Source organism: Candidatus Omnitrophota bacterium (assembly GCA_041650805.1).
Lineage (GTDB): Bacteria > Omnitrophota > Gorgyraeia > 2-01-FULL-45-10 > 2-01-FULL-45-10 > JBAZKM01.
Genome location: JBAZKM010000018.1, coordinates 1 through 17,478, shown reverse-complemented (window position 1 = coordinate 17,478; position 17,478 = coordinate 1). Strand labels below are relative to the sequence as shown.

General features: G+C 54.9%; 3 protein-coding genes. All 3 read right to left on the bottom strand.

What is annotated here, in order from left to right; all coding sequences use genetic code 11:
* Positions 1-12,616: hypothetical protein (locus WC515_08825; protein MFA5147462.1), on the bottom strand; the 12,616-nt coding region annotated here is incomplete at its 3' end.
* A gap of 180 nt (positions 12,617-12,796) precedes the next feature.
* The gene (locus WC515_08820) at positions 12,797-13,144 is read right to left on the bottom strand and encodes a PilZ domain-containing protein (protein ID MFA5147461.1); all 348 of its coding nucleotides are present in this window, start codon (positions 13,142-13,144) and stop codon (positions 12,797-12,799) included.
* Positions 13,145-13,207: 63 nt separating this feature from the next.
* Positions 13,208-17,478, bottom strand: a 4,271-nt coding sequence (locus WC515_08815) for a hypothetical protein (GenBank protein MFA5147460.1), incomplete at its 5' end; no start/stop codon positions are given.

Here is a 17,478-nt window from a genome sequence, read left to right as displayed (position 1 = left end):
TGTAGTAGTAGGTGGCTCTTAAGATCGTGCCCGAGGCGTCCTTATACGCCTTCTTCGTTATGGTATGGTTAACGTCATCGTAGGTATATACGAAGTAGATCTCGCCGTCTGAGTTGGCCTCGGCAAGGAGTATCGTCGCTACCCTCTCCGGGTCAGCGGCTTTATATGTGTAGGTGGCCACGAGGTCCGTACCGGCCTGGTCGCTGTAGGCCTTCTTGGTGACATTACCGGCCTGGTCGTAGGTGTATACGAAGTATATCTCGCCGTTGGAGTTCGCGGTGACGCGGAGTTCGGTGAGGAGACGGTTGGCTATAGTATTCTCATAGGTGTAGGTGGCGGCCAATAGACCGTTCGTATCATATTCCCTCATGACGCTCCGTATCGGCGTTCCGGTATAATACTCGAACTCCTTATATGAACCGTCGGTATGCCTTTCCGTGATGAGACGATCCGATGTATCATACTCGTATGTTATCCGGAGTATGCCGCCTTCATCATATTCCCTCACATAATGTCTAGCCGATGTGGTCCCGTAATATTCGAACTCCTTATACGAACCGTCGGCGTTCGTCTCCCTTATGAGCCGCGACAGCCGGTCATATGTATACACCGCCACCGGATTCCCGGCGGCATCGTAACGCGTCTTCCTGCTGATGGTATCGGTGCCCTGGAAGTACTCGTAGGCGAAGCGACCCTGGTATGCGCCGCTCTGTGAATAGAGATCTTCCCTTTCGACGAGATTCGTCCCTGTATAATAATAGAGGTCTGAACTGAAGACGAACCGGCCTGCCCCGTCGTATTCGGTCTGCCTGAATACGAGTTTCTCCTGGCCGAACGTCTCTGCATAGTATTCGTCAATGAGGTAGGTGGCAACCTTCACCCCGGCGGCATTATACTTCTCCTGTCTCTTTATCGAACCGTCTGAGTAATATTCTATTATCCTGTAGGAATCTACAAGGCTGCCGTCGGCGTTATAATTGGTGCGCGTCTCTACGGGGCCGTTCGAATAGTAGGTGAATATCGAGTGACCGCCGAATGTGCCGTCCGCGAAGTACTTATCCTGTCTCAGGATGGAATCGTGGTTGGCTATAAACTCCGACTGGCGGAAATAGATACCGCTGGGCAGGGTGTGGAGATACATCCTGCCAAAATGGTCGCTCCTGTCATAGTCGTTATCCTGATATTCATAGACGTTGCCGTCCGAATATGTGGCGGTCATGACGTTCCCGCTCGGGAGGTAATAGGTATATCTGACGCCCCTGTACCAATCCTGGAAACGCGCCAGGTCTTCGGGCGTTATGGGCGTAGTAAAACCGTCCCCCTGCCAGAAGTACCCTGCGGCATTGCCGCCGCCGTATACGGCATCGAGCCGCCCGGTGAAATCCGGGTCTAGGCCGACATTATAATATTGCGGGTCTATCTCTCCTATGGTGACCGGCTTTCCCATGAATATGGGATCGCTCGCCGGACCGGACAGGTTATCGAAGCTGTAGTAGTTATCCTTCGCCCAGTAGTGGTAATCGATCATATCGGCGTCGTCATCTCCCGAGCCGTCGATGAATGCGGTCCAGTTCCCGCTCGTCACATCGTTCCTGTTGGCAAAGCAGATCATTATGGGCTTACCCGGGTCATTGATGCGTATCATGTATATGAAGTCCGTGAGGAACGTCGCCATCTCGCCTACTGTGACCGTGGACATCACGGGATCGGTCGGGTGCTGGTTGCCCCACGGGGAAGCATCGGTCCCATAATATTGCTCGTTCATCACCTCATACGAATTTATCTGGGGATCATCGGCATACCGGCTTATTACGCTGCTCATGAGAGCCACGACCTGCCCTCTCAGCCCTGGGTCCTTTATCGCCTCAGGGTGGCCGGTATCGCCTGAACCGGGCCCGTAGGCGATCCAGTAATCGAAAAGGACTATATCGAGTTTGACGCCGCATATGCCTGCCGCTTCGAGGAGCGTATCCATATCGGCAAAGACCTTATCCGCATTGTAAAACCGCAAAGAGTCAGGATCTGAAAAATCGATACAATCCCTGAGATCGGTGAAGAGGTTCAGCCTCACGGTCTGTCCCGCAAAAGGCCTCAGGGAGTCGATCAGGAATTCCTCGTTATCGCCCGAGCTGAATCCCATCCCCGGGACTGTCGATCCTATATCGCGTCCGTAATTCTGCCATGGGAGGTTGGCGCCTTTTTTGAAGTCGGTTGCGGAGGCGGTCTTTTCCGTGACCTGCCACCGGTCGTTCAGTTCCTCCTTATCCCCGTTCGTGTAATACTTGACGGCGCCTGCGAATGTGATGCCGTCATATTCGTACAGGGTCACGGTGCCGTCCGGGTCCATCTGTATATCGGTTATCCATGTATTATTGACGAATTTACGCACATACGTATGTATTATATCGCCGCCGGGGCCGACCTCTCTTACGATCTGGAAATTGCCCGACGATTTCTGGGTCCGCAGGGCGGTCCGTTCAGGCGCCGGAGCCGCCTTTTCGGCCGGGGCGGGTACCCCGTGCAACGCCTTTGCCACACCCGTTTCAACGGCCTCTCTCAGACCCGCGGGCTGTGCGGCGCCGGCCCTCTCCTTCATGGCCGCGGTGCCCTGGACCTGCGATGCCACAGCCGCGCTGGCAGATACGTTCCCGGTCGCTATAGAGGCCGTCATGAGGAACCCGGTGGCGCGGACGACGTTCTTCGGCCTGAAGCCTCTTTCGACGGCCCGGCTCAGCGCGTTCGACGAAGACATCACCCTGGCCAGCACGATGACCATGGCCGCGACCAACAGCGCCGCATATTGATAGTAGGCCACGTTCGTTGTGTCGACAACCGGCAGAAGCCCGTAAAAGGCCCCTATAGCCGCGGCCCCCGCCAATACGGCGATTATCACGCCGTTCAATGTGAAGATGTTGCTCTTGAAGAGATAGTCCGAAATGACCGAGGCCTTGTCGAGGAACGTCTTCCTGTGCGCCCCGCCCGTGAGAGGCCTGAACGAATCCTTTAGCAGTTTCGCCTGGCCTGCTATCTGTTTTATGCCGCCGACGGCCATGATGAGGCCGCCAAGGATGCCGGTCACCGCTATGAAGATCGGATGGGCGGCGTATAAAGGCGCCAGGTACTGGGACAACAGATAGAATGCCGCCCCCGCAGATACGTAACCGACGACGTGCGGCGCCTCCGCCTCCCGCTTGCCTACCTTTACCGCGTACGTAAAGTATCCTGCCGTGATGACGGCTACCGCTGCCATGGCGCCTATACCCAGCGCGCTCATACCGAGCGTGGTGTAGATGCCGGCCGAGACGATTATAGTAGCGAGGCCGTGTATGAAGGCCCCGAACCCCTCTTTTGCCGGCTTAGATTCCGTCGCATGCGGCCTCTTTATATTCGAGAAATTGATCATGATCGTCAGCGCGTACGATACCAGCCCTATGACCGCCGACACGAGCGCCAGCGTCAGGAGCGGGCTCGCCACGCCGGGGAGGACCGTGCTCAACACCGCCATGGCCGGCGATGCGCCTCCCGCGGATACGACATGACTAAAGATGAGGAGGAGCGACGCCATCGGCGCCAGCATATTGACCGCTGACATGACCTTGCTGTTCAGGAGGTACCTGATGCCTACGGTAACGGCACTTCCCTTTATCGCATACTCTTCTTTCGCAAGCTCTATCTCCTGGCCTGAGATATCTTTGGCCTGTATCTTCCTTATTATGGGCAGAAGCGCCACCAGGAGAAGCGACATGACGCCTGCGAGCAGGATGGATATTTCGGGAGGCAGGGCCGAGATCGTACCGGGTATATGATCGAATATACCTGCTATATTTGCCAGGCCCTCTCCGCCTGCCTGACCCGACATCTTGGGCAGGAATGAGAAGAAGCTGAATACGGCAACCGATAATTGATATGTTATGTATGTGACTGCGGATATTAAGACGCTCTTCCACGCGAAACCGGATACGGTCGCGGCTATATCGGGAGCCCTTATAAGAGGAAGGCCCTCCCTGGCTACCTCTTTCGCTATCTCGCTCTTACCGTAGAGTATCATGCCTATACATATATCGGCCGCCTCTTTTTCGGTTGCGGCCAGGACACCCTTGAATTGCTCCCGCGCGACCTTCGCCTGCCCCAGGAGCGCATTCACCTGGGAGGCCTGCTGGGCCCATGCGGACCTTCTAAGCTTATTCCTGTAATCCTCCATCTCCAGTAGATACCCGCCCCACCTCTGCGACAGCGTCTCGAGCGTGGACCGGGCGACAAAATCTTTAATGAACTTCTGTACGGCAAAAGATACGTCCCCGGCATCCGCCAGTTCTCCTGCAATATCATAACTCACCTTAAGGCCGAAACCTTTCCGGTCCTCACTTATACCTTCATCGAATGACTTTATCAGCTCTGCTATCTTTTCATTGCGTGTGCCGTATTGAGCGATGTGGGCCGATATGGCATCCGCCTTCTCCCTTAGGGCACGGCTGAGGGACGCGCCAAGTTCGCTCTCCGTATCGAAGAGGGCGCTTATAAACCCGCCTCTCTTGAGCCGGCGAAGCATATTCGTATACGCATTCCATATGCTCTCTCTAAGGGTCGTCCCGTCCCTTAGAGTTATGGCTGTCTCTGAAAAGAGGAGCGCGTCCACCTTCTTCTGCTGCTGGAAGGTCTCTATGAGGTTATCCTCTATCTTCTTTGCCAGGTTGCTCAGTGTCCGGCGCCTTATTATCACCCTGCCTGTTCCGGGGTCCGTGGTATCCCGTATATCGAGGCCCGGGTCGTCCATCTCCGCGACGCCGCCTCTCTCCTCTATCGCTTTCACCTTTCTTGCCAGCGCGTTGAGGGCCATCCTCTCAAAATGTTCATACTGCACGAACGTCTCGTCCTCTAAACTCCAGAACGCCTTCAGGGTGCCCGGGGTCGGTTCGAGGTGACCGCCCTTTTCGTCCTCCACCCACACCGGCCGTCCTATCCTGCCGCCGAACTGCTGGTAAAGGGCCATATAAGGAGAGAAGAATGTCGATATCCCGGTGAAACTGATCCTCGCCTCTCCGGCCGTCTCATTAACGGCTTGCGTGATCTGGTAATCGAGCCCTCGTGACCCGAGGTTGGTGATGAATGTTACGGTCCGCGGACGCCCGGCCCTCTCTTTTACGATCTGCCTGATCTTATCGAGGTCACCGCCCTCCGTGGACCTGATGGTGACTCCCTCTATATTGATGCGTTTATTGTCACGCAGATAAGACCTGGCATTATCGACCGTCTCGCGGGGCGTGGCGCCTGTCTTCGCCCAGCCGTAGGCCGCGGCGAGGGCCATGATAGACTCGGCTTCATCGTTCTCTGATGCGCAATGGACTATAACCGCCTGGGCCGACTCCAGCTCTTTCTGTATCTCCTTTGAATATAATGCCCTCTTCTTCTCCTTTGTGGACGACATGACGGGCCGATGGTCTTTCTTCTCAAGCTCTATATCCGGCTGGAAGGTCCTGGTGGAGGTCCCGTATATCTCATCTATACCGCGCGGCATCGTCCCGGTCATTATCCCGAACTTCTTTATGAGCTGCCCTCCGTGGATATTATTAAGCCCGAGATATACATGGAGAGGCATCTGGGCCTGCGGGAGCGTTTCATCTTTCAGGGCGACCCCTTCCTTTGCCCTGATGGCGTTCTGCAGCCCGCCGCTCAGCTCCCTGCCCGGCTGCAGGCTTCCCTCGTCCTCGCTTACCAGGACGACCTCTCCGCCCCTTACCTCATAGTTCTTCCCGGCCTCATAATAGAGGTGTGCCTGGAGGGCCTCCTCGGAGAATCTCAGCAATAACTCCCTGCTCGCCCTGACCTCTTCTTCACCCAGTACATCTCCAAGCCTCTTCAGGAACTCTTCGCGCGCCCACCTGTTGAAAGATATGGTCCTCTGGCTGTCATCTACGATGCAATTTTTAGAGACGGGCTTATGCGTCTTCCCGTCCCTCGTCACGTCATAGAGGGCCTTTACCGCCTCTTCGACGCTCACCCTGAAAACGTTACGCGTAGCTGCATCGGCCCTTGCACCGCCGGATATGAGATAGGTGTTGCTCGCGTCGAAATAGAATGCGACATCTCCTTCATCGGCAAGCCAGTGCCAGCTGCGCGCCATGAAGGCCTCCTTATCATCGAGGAGGGACTCGGCCTCCGTCCTGTGGATACCCTTATCGACCAGGAGATAGACCACGTCTCTTGTGAAGGCGTCATCTATGTCGACTCTGACCTTCGCGGCCCTGCCGTCCTTCACGACGAACTCGTACGCCTCGTCCCGGCCGTCCTTACCTTTTATTATCAATGATGCGGTGAAGGGGGTGCCGAAGAGCTCCTGCCCCAATATTGAATATACTATCGCCCCTTCCTCAGCGTCTTTCTCAGAAAGCGAATCGTGTGTAGTGGTCCGTATTATGGCGTCGGTGGAACCGCTCCTCTTTATCCTTAAGAGCTCCAGGGCGGTCGCTATGACGCCGACCTTCGTCTTACCGCCGCCGCACTTTATCTCGGCGTTATTATTCCCTTCGCCTGCCAGGTGCATTGCTGCGGCCGTCTGGTAATCCTGGTGTGCGTACGGCATGGCCCGAGCGTAAACACTTTCGATCCGCTTTACATCCGCGATCGTCTCCGGCGGATATATCGCCGGCCCTGCCCCGGACCTTAATAGAGTCGCCAGAAGAAGCGGCATGTCAAAGATGAACAGCATCAGGAATTCCGACAGGAAAGCGTTCTTTATGCCGTATCTTTCCAATCTATTATGCATTACCTCGTGCGAGTAGAACCATCTCTGAAAGATATATGGAAGGCGCGAGTTCACCCTGATCGAGCCGTCTTTTGTGGAGGCGCCTTCGGTGAATGACGTGAAAGGGGTCGCCTTATCGCGTATGGACGGGTCAAGGTCTTTCGCCGGGTTAAGATATGAATATATGAATCCTGCTGCCTGCAGGGCGAATATCGCGGCCATTATACCCAGTGTGATCTCCGGGATATGGTGGAACGCATCACCTGTCAATAACGCGGCCGCGGACGTCATGGCCGCCGCAAGGCCTGCACTCCATATGCTCTTGTACTTCCTGGATCTATCGTCGTCTTCGCGTCCGCGTGATACCGCCTGTCTCCTGAGCACACTATCGATAAAAAGTCCTGTATATTTCCATGCCTTCCCGATCACCCAACCGAGCACGCTGGCGATGCCTATAAGAACCGTCTCAGCCAGGTCGCTAGCCGTCCTCCTTATAACGCCCGGCCCCTTCCTCTCATATAGATAACGGGCGGAGGCCTTAAACGCATATACAATGGCGCTCCCTATGCCGAGCAGTATTATGGACAACGCGAGCACGATACCCAGCGGCTTAAGCGTATCCAATGTATCTCCGAAGTCGGGATCCGCCATCTTCAGTTCCCCGGTACCGGAATCATAGAAACCCTTCCTGACGGCGAAGACATTATCGCTTCCTATTACTTTGACTTCATACCCTTTCCGCCCGTCATCTTTTACTGCCCTGTCGATCACGAGCGTGATGCCCATTTCGTGTATGAACGGCACCGCCACCACTTTCCCGAAGACCTTCCTCAATGACTCTTTCGCTTCTGTGGCAAAGTTGTGCTGTACTACGCCGTCTACCATCAGGTCGCCGCCGGAATGGAAGACATATACCTTGACATCTTTATGATCTGTGACGCCGTGCCTTACAAGCTCCCCGGCGATCTGCAGCACCTTATCATGCGTTGCGTCCCTCGCAGGTTGGCCGGCCTCCTCTGCTCTTATATTCTCTTTGTCAAGATGCGGAGGGGTGAGATGTGCCAGGAATGCCCCTTTATCGGTCATCACCACCACTCCCACACACTGTCCTGACATTATCTGGTTGGTAAATATATGCTCTCCGAAAGCGTAATGGTTCTCCGTAACGCTCATCCCTTCGGAGACCGGGTCCAATCTGTATGAGATCTCCGGTCGCCCGGCAATGGGCGCCTCTGCGGGCATCTTTTCGATCGTAAGCGGCTCGAGCGCCTCCTCCAGCATCCTCTTCTCCAGGGCCTCTACGTCTTCCGCGACCGGCCGCCCGGCCTCTCCCATGCCCGCCTGTGTCATGCTGCCGATAGGGGCAATGGTGCTAACGTTCCCGGACGCAGGGTTCGCCAACACCATCCCGAGCGTCACAAGAAGAGCCGTAAAGAAGCTCTTTACACCGTGCGGGGGTATTGAGATATGGTGCACCGTAACTTCTCTGGCTATCTTGAATGCCGACCCGCCTTCCGAATCGACGAGGTTCGCGACGTCCGGTTTACCGCCTTGCCCGAAAGGATGCCTGAGCCCTATCTTCAGATATGCCGGCCTGTTATAGGAGACGCCTGCGACCAGCCGGTCCCCTGCCAGCACGAAGGCAGGATCGCCGCCGTCTTCATCTCCTATGGTAGTGAATCCCTTGCCCTTTATACTCTTCAGGTCCCTTGTGGTCAGATGGCCGCACGTCCCTATAACGATCTCACCTTCTCCTCCCATGCGGTCGAGGAGGGCCCCCATATCCGGAAGCGAGCTCTCGATATTGTCACCTATAAGGAATGTTGAGAGCGGGATATTCCTGGATCCGCCGGCGCGGCTTCCTATCATCCTGCCGGCCCTGAACATGTCCCCGAAATCGTATTCCTCCGGTATCCGGGCGCCGTCCGGGACGGCGTGAAATCCGGCTATCTTTATATTATCGCCCGCCTCCTGCGTGGTTATGACCGGCAGCAGTTCTATGTAATCTGCCATCTTCCCGGTGATCAGGTCTGCGTCAGCAGGCCCGAACCCTTTCTCTATCGCATCTTCCAACTCCGACACCTTCTCGCTTCCGTCTTTATGGATCGCCTCGCGGCTTACATGCGCATTCTCGTGGTTCCCTATATTGATGTGGACCCTGCCGGGATACCTCACCTGCAATTCGACGATCAAAAGGAGCGCGGCCAATGACGGGATCGAGACCTGGCGCTCTTCCGATGATATCAATGGTGAAACGGGGTGTATGATATCACCCCTGATCTCCAGCTGGATGCGGCCCTGCCGGAGCCCCTCTATGATATTTTCCGCGATCAGGATGCTTCTCAAATTCCTCAGGTTACCATGGATATCCTGTATGATAATGAGGTCCTCAGCATCCCCGTCGCTCGTCTCCTCAAGACTCGCCCCGCCGGTACGGTGCGCCCTTTCACCCGCTCTTTTTTGAAGGGTATCTATGCCGATCTCGAATATCATCTTCACGACATCCGGGTCATTTGCAAACTCCGTATCATTGATTTGCAGGAACCTCTTTACGTGGGTGAGCGTTGCTATGTTCCGCGATACGGCAAGCCGCTTTGCCGCCTGCCATGTCTTGAATATGGCTTTGAATATGACAAAAATGACGGCAGCGATACCGGCAAGCTCTAACCGTGTACCGCTGAGTATGGGCGGGATGCCTGCGGCGGCAAATAAGGCGTTGATAACAAGGGTTATGGGGCCGGGTAACGATATGATGAGCCCTGCGGCGGAGGCGACCAGGACTGCTTCGACGAGCGCCCTGCCTTCATCGTACGGCCTCGCCCCGGGCCTTTCCGGTGACGGCGCGGCGGAGGCGGACGGGACCTGAGCGGGAGGGCCGGCCGGCTTCCTGTCCCTTTCGGCGATAGTTTGCAATAGCTCTTCCGCGCCTTCCCTCATGGCCCTTAAGTCATCTGCGGTATATGCCATATCGTATTCATCTACCATGCCTGCCAGAGACATCAATCTCTGATCGTCGCTGTATCTTGTCTCTACCTCCCTGACCTTCCCTCTCGCTTCTCTGATGACCGGGAGGCCTTCTTCATACGCCGTAAAGATGGCTTCTGTCCTGTCTATCAAATTTTTGCCCATTAAACTTGTGTCCAGGGCGTCTAACTCTTCTATGCCCGATACGCCGAATATGTGAAAGATCACACTCCTGTGTCCTTTATCCAGCAGATACTCCAGCCATTCTCTCCGATTTTGAGGCAGCCTGCCATGCCACTTATCCGTCTCTGCCGCGGTGGTAGCGGGAGGGACATGATCGACAGTATGCCTTATAAGCCTCTCGGCGACTCTCTCTTTGTAGCTATAAAGCTCGTCCCGCAACGCAACCTCTTCTGCCGTAAGGACGCCTTCTTCCGCTACGATCTTACGCCTTTCCTCAAGGGCCTGTGCGGCTTCTGCCTCGATCTCGGACGGGGCGGGGGACGTTAAAGGGGCCGGCGCAGGCTGTAAAGGCCGCAGGGGCCTGACCGCCTCGGTTATCCTGTCTATCAGGCCGCTTATCACACGGTTCGAACGGTAATCCTCCATCCTCACATTGATACCCTTCCTGCGAAGCATAATTTCGAGGAACGATTCTACGTTCTCGCGATTTATCGCACGCTGCGGATAATGTTCAAAATTTTCCTCATAGATAGCCCTGATCCTGTCCGCATTTCCCGCTACTCCGCTTATGAATCTCTCTGCCGCCTTTTCTGTCTGCCCTTCCTCGCTTCGCTCGTAGATCTTCGATTCTACCGCCTTCAACCGCTCCTCTATGGCCCTCAGCCGGTCTGCCTCTTCCTGCGTAGCCAGGATATCCGTCCCTGTCGCATCGAAGACGACGTTGTACAGAAGTTCCCTGAACGCTTTCGGCGTCATAGGAGCGGCATCTCTCGGCCAGCCGCCCTTTGTGTAACGGCCTTCATATGCGGAGATCCACGTCTCAAGCACCGACTTCACCTTCTCCCTGCCGGGCTTCGTCTTCACCAACCGGCTGAATTCCGCATCCGGCATCTCCCCGGCCCTCTCGACGATGATACGCTTAAGAGGATATATGACCGCGTCCGCAAGCCGCGCCCCGAGCGCGGTGATCTCCTCTTTAGATGTCACCTGCTTAACGCCTTCGAAGTAAGCTCCCGTGGCGAGGTAATACTGCCCGCCCTTCAGGAGCCCTTCATACGGCTCTCTCTTATTGGTCAGTATCGCGACGTACGGGCGTTCGCCTTTCGATGCGTCGAACTTCGGGAGTATCACAAGGTATGACGTATTCTTCTGGCGCAGCAGCTCACCGAGCCCCTTGGAGTGGTAACCTCCGGTGATGAGCGCCGCGACGCTCGCTCCCTCTGAATCCATGCGCTTTATGGTATTGGCGAGCATCGAGGAGTTGCGCATGTCGGCCGTCCGGTAGAAGTCGAGCGCCCTGGGGATAGAGTCGAATATCTTTGAGAGGTCATAATTGCCCTCTATGGCTACGCCGTATCTTAACGAGGCATCCCTGATGAAGCCGGCTATATACCCGGCGTTGCAGGTAGCGATGTTATCGGCGAGATATTCTAGATCGGCCCCTACCAGTTTAAGCTCAAAAAGGTCCTTCGTAAAACTCACGCACCTCGATATCCGGTGTAATCTCCTCTGGTAATCGTTGGTGAAGAGCCGCTCTTTGATGGCGTCCTCGAAGGCCTGGACCTCGTCGAATATGGCGAAAAGGTCTATAGATTCGTAAAGGGTTATATAGTCGGTGTATATGATCAGGTTGCGGTACGGGTCCGGGGAGATGTAATTCTTATCGGCAAGGCCCTGGAGGAAGACGTAATATTCACCCTTGGATATCTTGTTCATCTTGAACGATAAGGACTTCAGGACGAGCTCCTCCAGCTCCTGCTTGGGCAGCGCCTTGCTCAATACGTCTATCAGCGCGTCGCGTTCCTTATTGGCCTTCTGAAAGTCGATCTCCTTCTCCAATTTCAGGGATTCGACAAGCTTTGTGAGGTTGTCGTACTTCCGGTAGTCAAGGTTGACCTTGGCTGCGATATTCCCTACGAGCTCCCATCTCTTTGAGAACGCCAGCTTGCCGTCCCTGTGGAGGACGGAGTTGGCATCGAGCTCCTTCATCTCGTCCGTGTATATCTTGTCCTTCAGGCCTTTGAGCGCCCTGTCAAGCCCGGACAGATCCCCCTCAAGCGATCTGTTGATCTCATATACCTGCCGGAACTGATCGACGTTCTCCTGGTATAGCGGCCTATCTTCGATGCCGTAGAGGGCTATATTCCTGTCGGAGGTTATGGAGAAGAACTCGCCTGCGGACATCCTTCCCCTGGCCATAAGATATCCGGCGGTCTCTTTACGTATATTTTCATCCGGGAATGTTCTTAAGAGAGAGGTGTCTATATAGCCGGAGGAGCCTTCTATTGCCACCAATTTTAGATCATAATTAGTGACTAATGAATCTAATATGGAAGATATCGACTCCTGGGCGGTCAACGAGGCGTGGGCATCCTGGATATTGATGATCGTCTTGCCGTCTTTGCCTGTATAGGCCTCTTTGGTGACGGCTACGTCCTTGGGGACGGTTATGGTGCTTTCCGGAGTAGCGGACGGCTTAACAGAAAAAGACCCATTCGATCCTTTCGACCAAATGGGTGTTCCGCCCTGCGCCCAGACCAGGTCCTGGTGTACGAAGGTCACTACGAGTATCAGGGCTACCGTCCGGATCCACTTCCTGTTCCGGTGGCTCTGCCAGTCCATTATCAGGGACTTTGAGCCCAGCTCTTCTCTCGTAGAGATATCCGTCTTTTCCGACGGATCTGGAGAGAAAAAGTGATGGTCTTCGTTAAGCCGCCAAGCCTTCATGGGAGATTACCCCTTATGTTAAAAGCTAACTTTTACTTCCCATTAACCATATGAGTATATCATATAGCATATAGTTGTCAAGTAGCGATATTTGACTTTTTTATGATTTAATGATATTGTAACCATATGAAGTGCAACATATTGTAACTTTATTTTTGTACTCCTAATATTCTCGCCCCGTTAAGCAGATATCGTCTCGAGATATTGAGCCAACGCGGATCGGCTGCCGTCATCCATGGCCATGAACTCTATCCCCGCATACTCTTCCTGGGATAGCGTCCTTCGCACAGGTCCTTTCCAAACGACCCTGCCCTGAGCCGTCACCTCTTTGTCGTAATAAGGCAATTTGATCCTTAGGTTGATCTTCTTCCCCAGCTTGATCGCCTTATTGACCGGCATAGATAAGCCGCCCCTGCTTATGTCAAAGGTGTTCGTCGCGCAGCTTATACCTACCGTATCCCCGGTTTCGTAGGCCACTTCGAGATATCTTCTGTAACGAGGGTATCTTCGCCTCTCTTCCATCATCATCACCCCCTAATGATCCGCTTTCCTCTCTAACCCGGCTATTCTAACCAGGTTAGAATTTTACCTTTATGCTGAAACGGCGGCTGCGTTGACCGAACGTATCCAGTCAGCGAGCTCCCTGCCTACATCCGTAATGATCTTGAATACGAACGCTTCATGCAGCATATCCTGAAGTTTATTGATAAGGTCTATGACTCCCGTATCGCCCGAGTCCTTCAGGAGCCCAAGGAAGTTGACCTTCCTCGTTACGGCTGCATTGATGGCGTTCACCACGTCCAGATACGCCGTCTGGGGCTTATCCGAGGCAAGGACCTCTTTGTCGACGAGGACTACGCTCGCCGACTCCCTGAGGTGCCTGCCAAATTCGCTCTCGATCGTCTTCCTGTTCTCCGGGGTATTGGTGAAACTCATACCTATATTGCTGCACGGTATGCCGCCGCCCAGTTCCTGGGCTGCATACGCCGCGACGCTCTGGCTGCCCCGCTGGCTTATATCGATGATCGTTATCGCTTTGTTCGCCGGTATCTTCCCTATCGCCTTAACGGCCCTATCAAAGCCCCGGGCGCCTTCGACCAGGATAACGACCTTCAGGAGGTCGCCGTTCGTAGCTGCCACACCTGCGATCTCTTTCAGGCCCGTATTAGTATTGAGCAGGTCGCCGTTCTCGTCGGCCAGGGTGTCGATGTGAGGCGCGGCTACGAAGGCGCCTGTCATGACACCGCTATCCTTAAGTTCTCTGATGCGCTCGACGAGCGCCGCCGTACCGCCCTCATCAAGATAAGAAGAGAGGGATGCCGCGCCCGGTATCAGGTCTGCCCTCTTGGCCGGAGGCGCAAGGGCGGCCCCGCTGAATACAGGCGCGACAGGAGGAGCGATCTCTGCCGTGATGCCGGCCCCTTCCTTGGCCAGATCTGCGCCCTGTATCTCCACCATCTCCAGCGGCCGCGCCTCGATAGTCTCAATGAATGCCCCATCCCTGGCATCGAAACGGTAGATGATATGTGCCGGGCCGTATGCAGCGGCGATAGCTGCGGCCGGCGTCCTGGCAAGACGTTCGACGACGGCCGTCTGGCCCTGGAATATGACAAGCTCCGATATATCACCGAACCGGCCTTCGTTCAGGTTCTCCATATCCTTTGCGAACTGGCCTTTCGTCCCGGCGACGTCCGGATGCGTATGGCCGCGGAATAGTACTCTGGCGCCCGGCAGGACGGTCTCCGTACAGCTCATCTGCATGAGGCGGCCTTCGTTGTCAAACCTGATATCTGACCTGGTTGAATATTGAACCGTCCCGTCCGGCATTACGGCAAATGCTATCTCGTAAGGAAGCGCGCCGTTGAACTCCCTGAGCGCCTCTTCTATATTCCCTATTACCATCTCTGGATTCGGCAGGTCCCTTGCTATCTCCATAGCTATATCCCTGAGCGCCCTCTCTCCTATATCGCCCGACGTAACGGTGCGGCCGATATCTCCTACCGTCACGGTCACGTTCTGACCTTCGATCAGCCTGCCCTTACCGGCCATCGATATATGTCCTACGAGGCCCTCTCTGGCCCTGTCATAGGCACCCCTCTCTTCGAATTCGACGGTGTCGAGGACGCTCAATACGTTATTGACAAGTTCTTTATCGGCCGTCTGATATGATACGGCCTCCCTATTCTTGAAGCTCCCGTAGATCTTGTATCCGAAGTAGATCGCTGCCGCGGCCGCGGCTATGGTGTAAGCGGCCGGCGGGTTGACGAGCCATACAGCGGCTATCCCGACCGCGGAACTGCTCAGTACCGTCCTGCCGGTCCCCGGCACCTTTTCTGTAAGCACCTCACCGGCCTCTTCTCCGAGAGAGACGGCTGCAGGCTCCGGTGCAACAGGCGCAGTCACACCCGTCTCTCTCGGCGCAACAGCTGCACCAGCCAGAGCGCTCATTATATCCGCCGCTTGTGCGTCAATATCTTCTTCTTTACCCAATGCCATCGCAAAGGTCACGGCAAAATCTTCCTTCGCCCTGCCCTTGAGCCCATCGATCTCCTTGGCGACTTCAGGCGATACGATCTTCCTGATGAGCCGCATCACCAGGGCCATATTTAACCTGACGGCAAGCTCACCCTGCGGAGAATAGACCAATCTGTTCAACAGTACGGAGGCTATCGCCTTCTCTACAGACAGACCCGATGAAACTCCGGACCTTATATCTGTCATCATACCGTCCGCCTCTGCCATCACATCCCATCCGCGTACGGAGTTCAATTCGTCAATACGTATGCCGAAAAGATCGAGTATAACCGCGAGCTTATCTTCGCCCGACATCGTGCCATCCCTCAGCATTGCGTCGAGCGCGCCTTCCCTGTCAATAAATGCGCCTGATATCATCCTGAGCTGCAGGTCCCTTATGACCGCATTTATCACCTTCAGCTTGAAGTCGGATGCGCCTTCCATAGCGGCCTTCATATCGTCCATCATCTCCTCTTCATTCTCCGGTGTAACGAGCGCGACTATGGCCCTGGCGTATTTTTCATGCGTGTCTGTATAGATATCCTCTGCCATGCCGGTCATATCGAGAATCTTATTTATGAAGATATCGCGTGCCTGCGCCTCAAGGTCTTCCGAAGGACTGAGAGATGCGGCGATATAGTCAACGACGTCGTTCTTCTCCGCGCCCGAGAACGGTTCAAGAGCCCGGACGACATCCGGATTGATTATACGGAGGAGCTTTGCCCTTACCTCAAGATCGACATTGATCCTGGCGATGTTCCTGAGCGCGAAAGCGGCCAGTATCTTCGCCAGGTCCTCTCTCTCGGAGAAGAGCGCTATGAACTGTTCGAGATCATCCATCAATTTCGAGACCTCATCTCTATCCTTGAGCCATCCTTGCGCATTTATAGCGCTCGGTTCGATCTCGAGGAACCTGAGCATCAATATCAGCTTCACCCCTGCCCTGACATCCTTATCGCGCAGGATATCGTGCATCCTGCCGCCGTCGGTGTTGTCGGGCGACCTGCGCATTGTCTCTTCGAGGGTCCCCATTATGATATTCGCGACCACCGTCTCCTGCGTCCTGTCCTGGCAGTCGAAGTGCTTCACTATATTGAGCATCAATTCGGCATTGTCGGCGGTGGTGAGGGCGCGTATGATCCCCGTGAAGCGCGCAGCGTCGTCTATGCCTTTATCTTTTGCTATACCGAGCACGTGATTTATGAACATTTCGAGCGCCTGTTCACCCATATCTCTTGAAGGATCGAGGATCATCCCGGCGAATGCGGCGAGGAAGTCCTCCCTCTCCCTCTCGGAGAGACGGGATAGCGCGTTCGCCACTTCAGGATTTATGACGGCCAATAGCTTCATGGCGACGTCCATGTTCTGCTTAACGTACGGGGCCAGGTCCCTGAGGAATGCGGCCGCGATGGCCGACTTTAGGGTGAATAGCGTCCACTTTCCGCTCAACCTCCTTATCTCATCCAGTATCCTTACCGCGTTCTTGACCGGCTTCCACTCCCTGACGCCCTTCATCATATCGGTGTCTATACCGAGGAACCTGAGTAGGGCGACCATCTTGGAGCCGTCCGATATCTCCTGGTCGTCTATCGGGTTGTTATCGATGATATCATTGAGGTTATCGTATTCCTCCGCAGGCGTCTTTGCCGGCTCTTTCGGTGATATGATCTCTCCGACCGTCTCTTTGAGCGCCTGGTTGAATTCTTCAGAGATGCCTGCGCCTTTCAGGGCACTATTGATCCTTGAATTGAGTATCTTCAGGACCATATCCTTATTATCGGGCGTTACCGCGGCCGTCATCGCGTTCAGGTATATGCGTGCCGTGGCGAGGTTCTTGCCTTCGGCAAGACCGAAGATATGGCCGATGAACGCATCGAGGACCTGTTCATCAAGATTCCTCGATCTATCGAGCGGCTTCGCGGCGAATGCAGCAAGGAAGTCCTCCCTCTCCCTCTCGGAGAGACGGGAGAGCGCATTCGCTACTTCAGGATTTATGACGGCCAATAGCTTCATGGCGACGTCCATGTTCTGTCCTATGACAGGCGCCAGCTCCCTCAGTAACACCAGGGCGGCGGCTTTCTTATAAGATATGGCCACAAGATTGTCCATAAAGTCGGCCACCATATCCCTTATCTTACCCATGATCGCCCGCGCGTTCTCGACCGGCTTCCACTCCCTGACGCCCTTCATCATATCGGTGTCTATACCGAGGAACTTGAGGAGGGCGACCATCTTGGAGCCGTCCGATATCTCCTGGTCGTCTATCGGGTTGTTATCGATGATATCATTGAGGTTATCGTATTCCTCCGCAGGCGTCTTTGCCGGCTCTTTCGGTGATATGATCTCTC

Coding starts and splice junctions, on each gene's coding strand:
- WC515_08820 (MFA5147461.1), bottom strand. CDS start 13,144: ATGATGATGGAAGAGAGGCGAAGATACCCTCGTTACAGAAGATATCTC.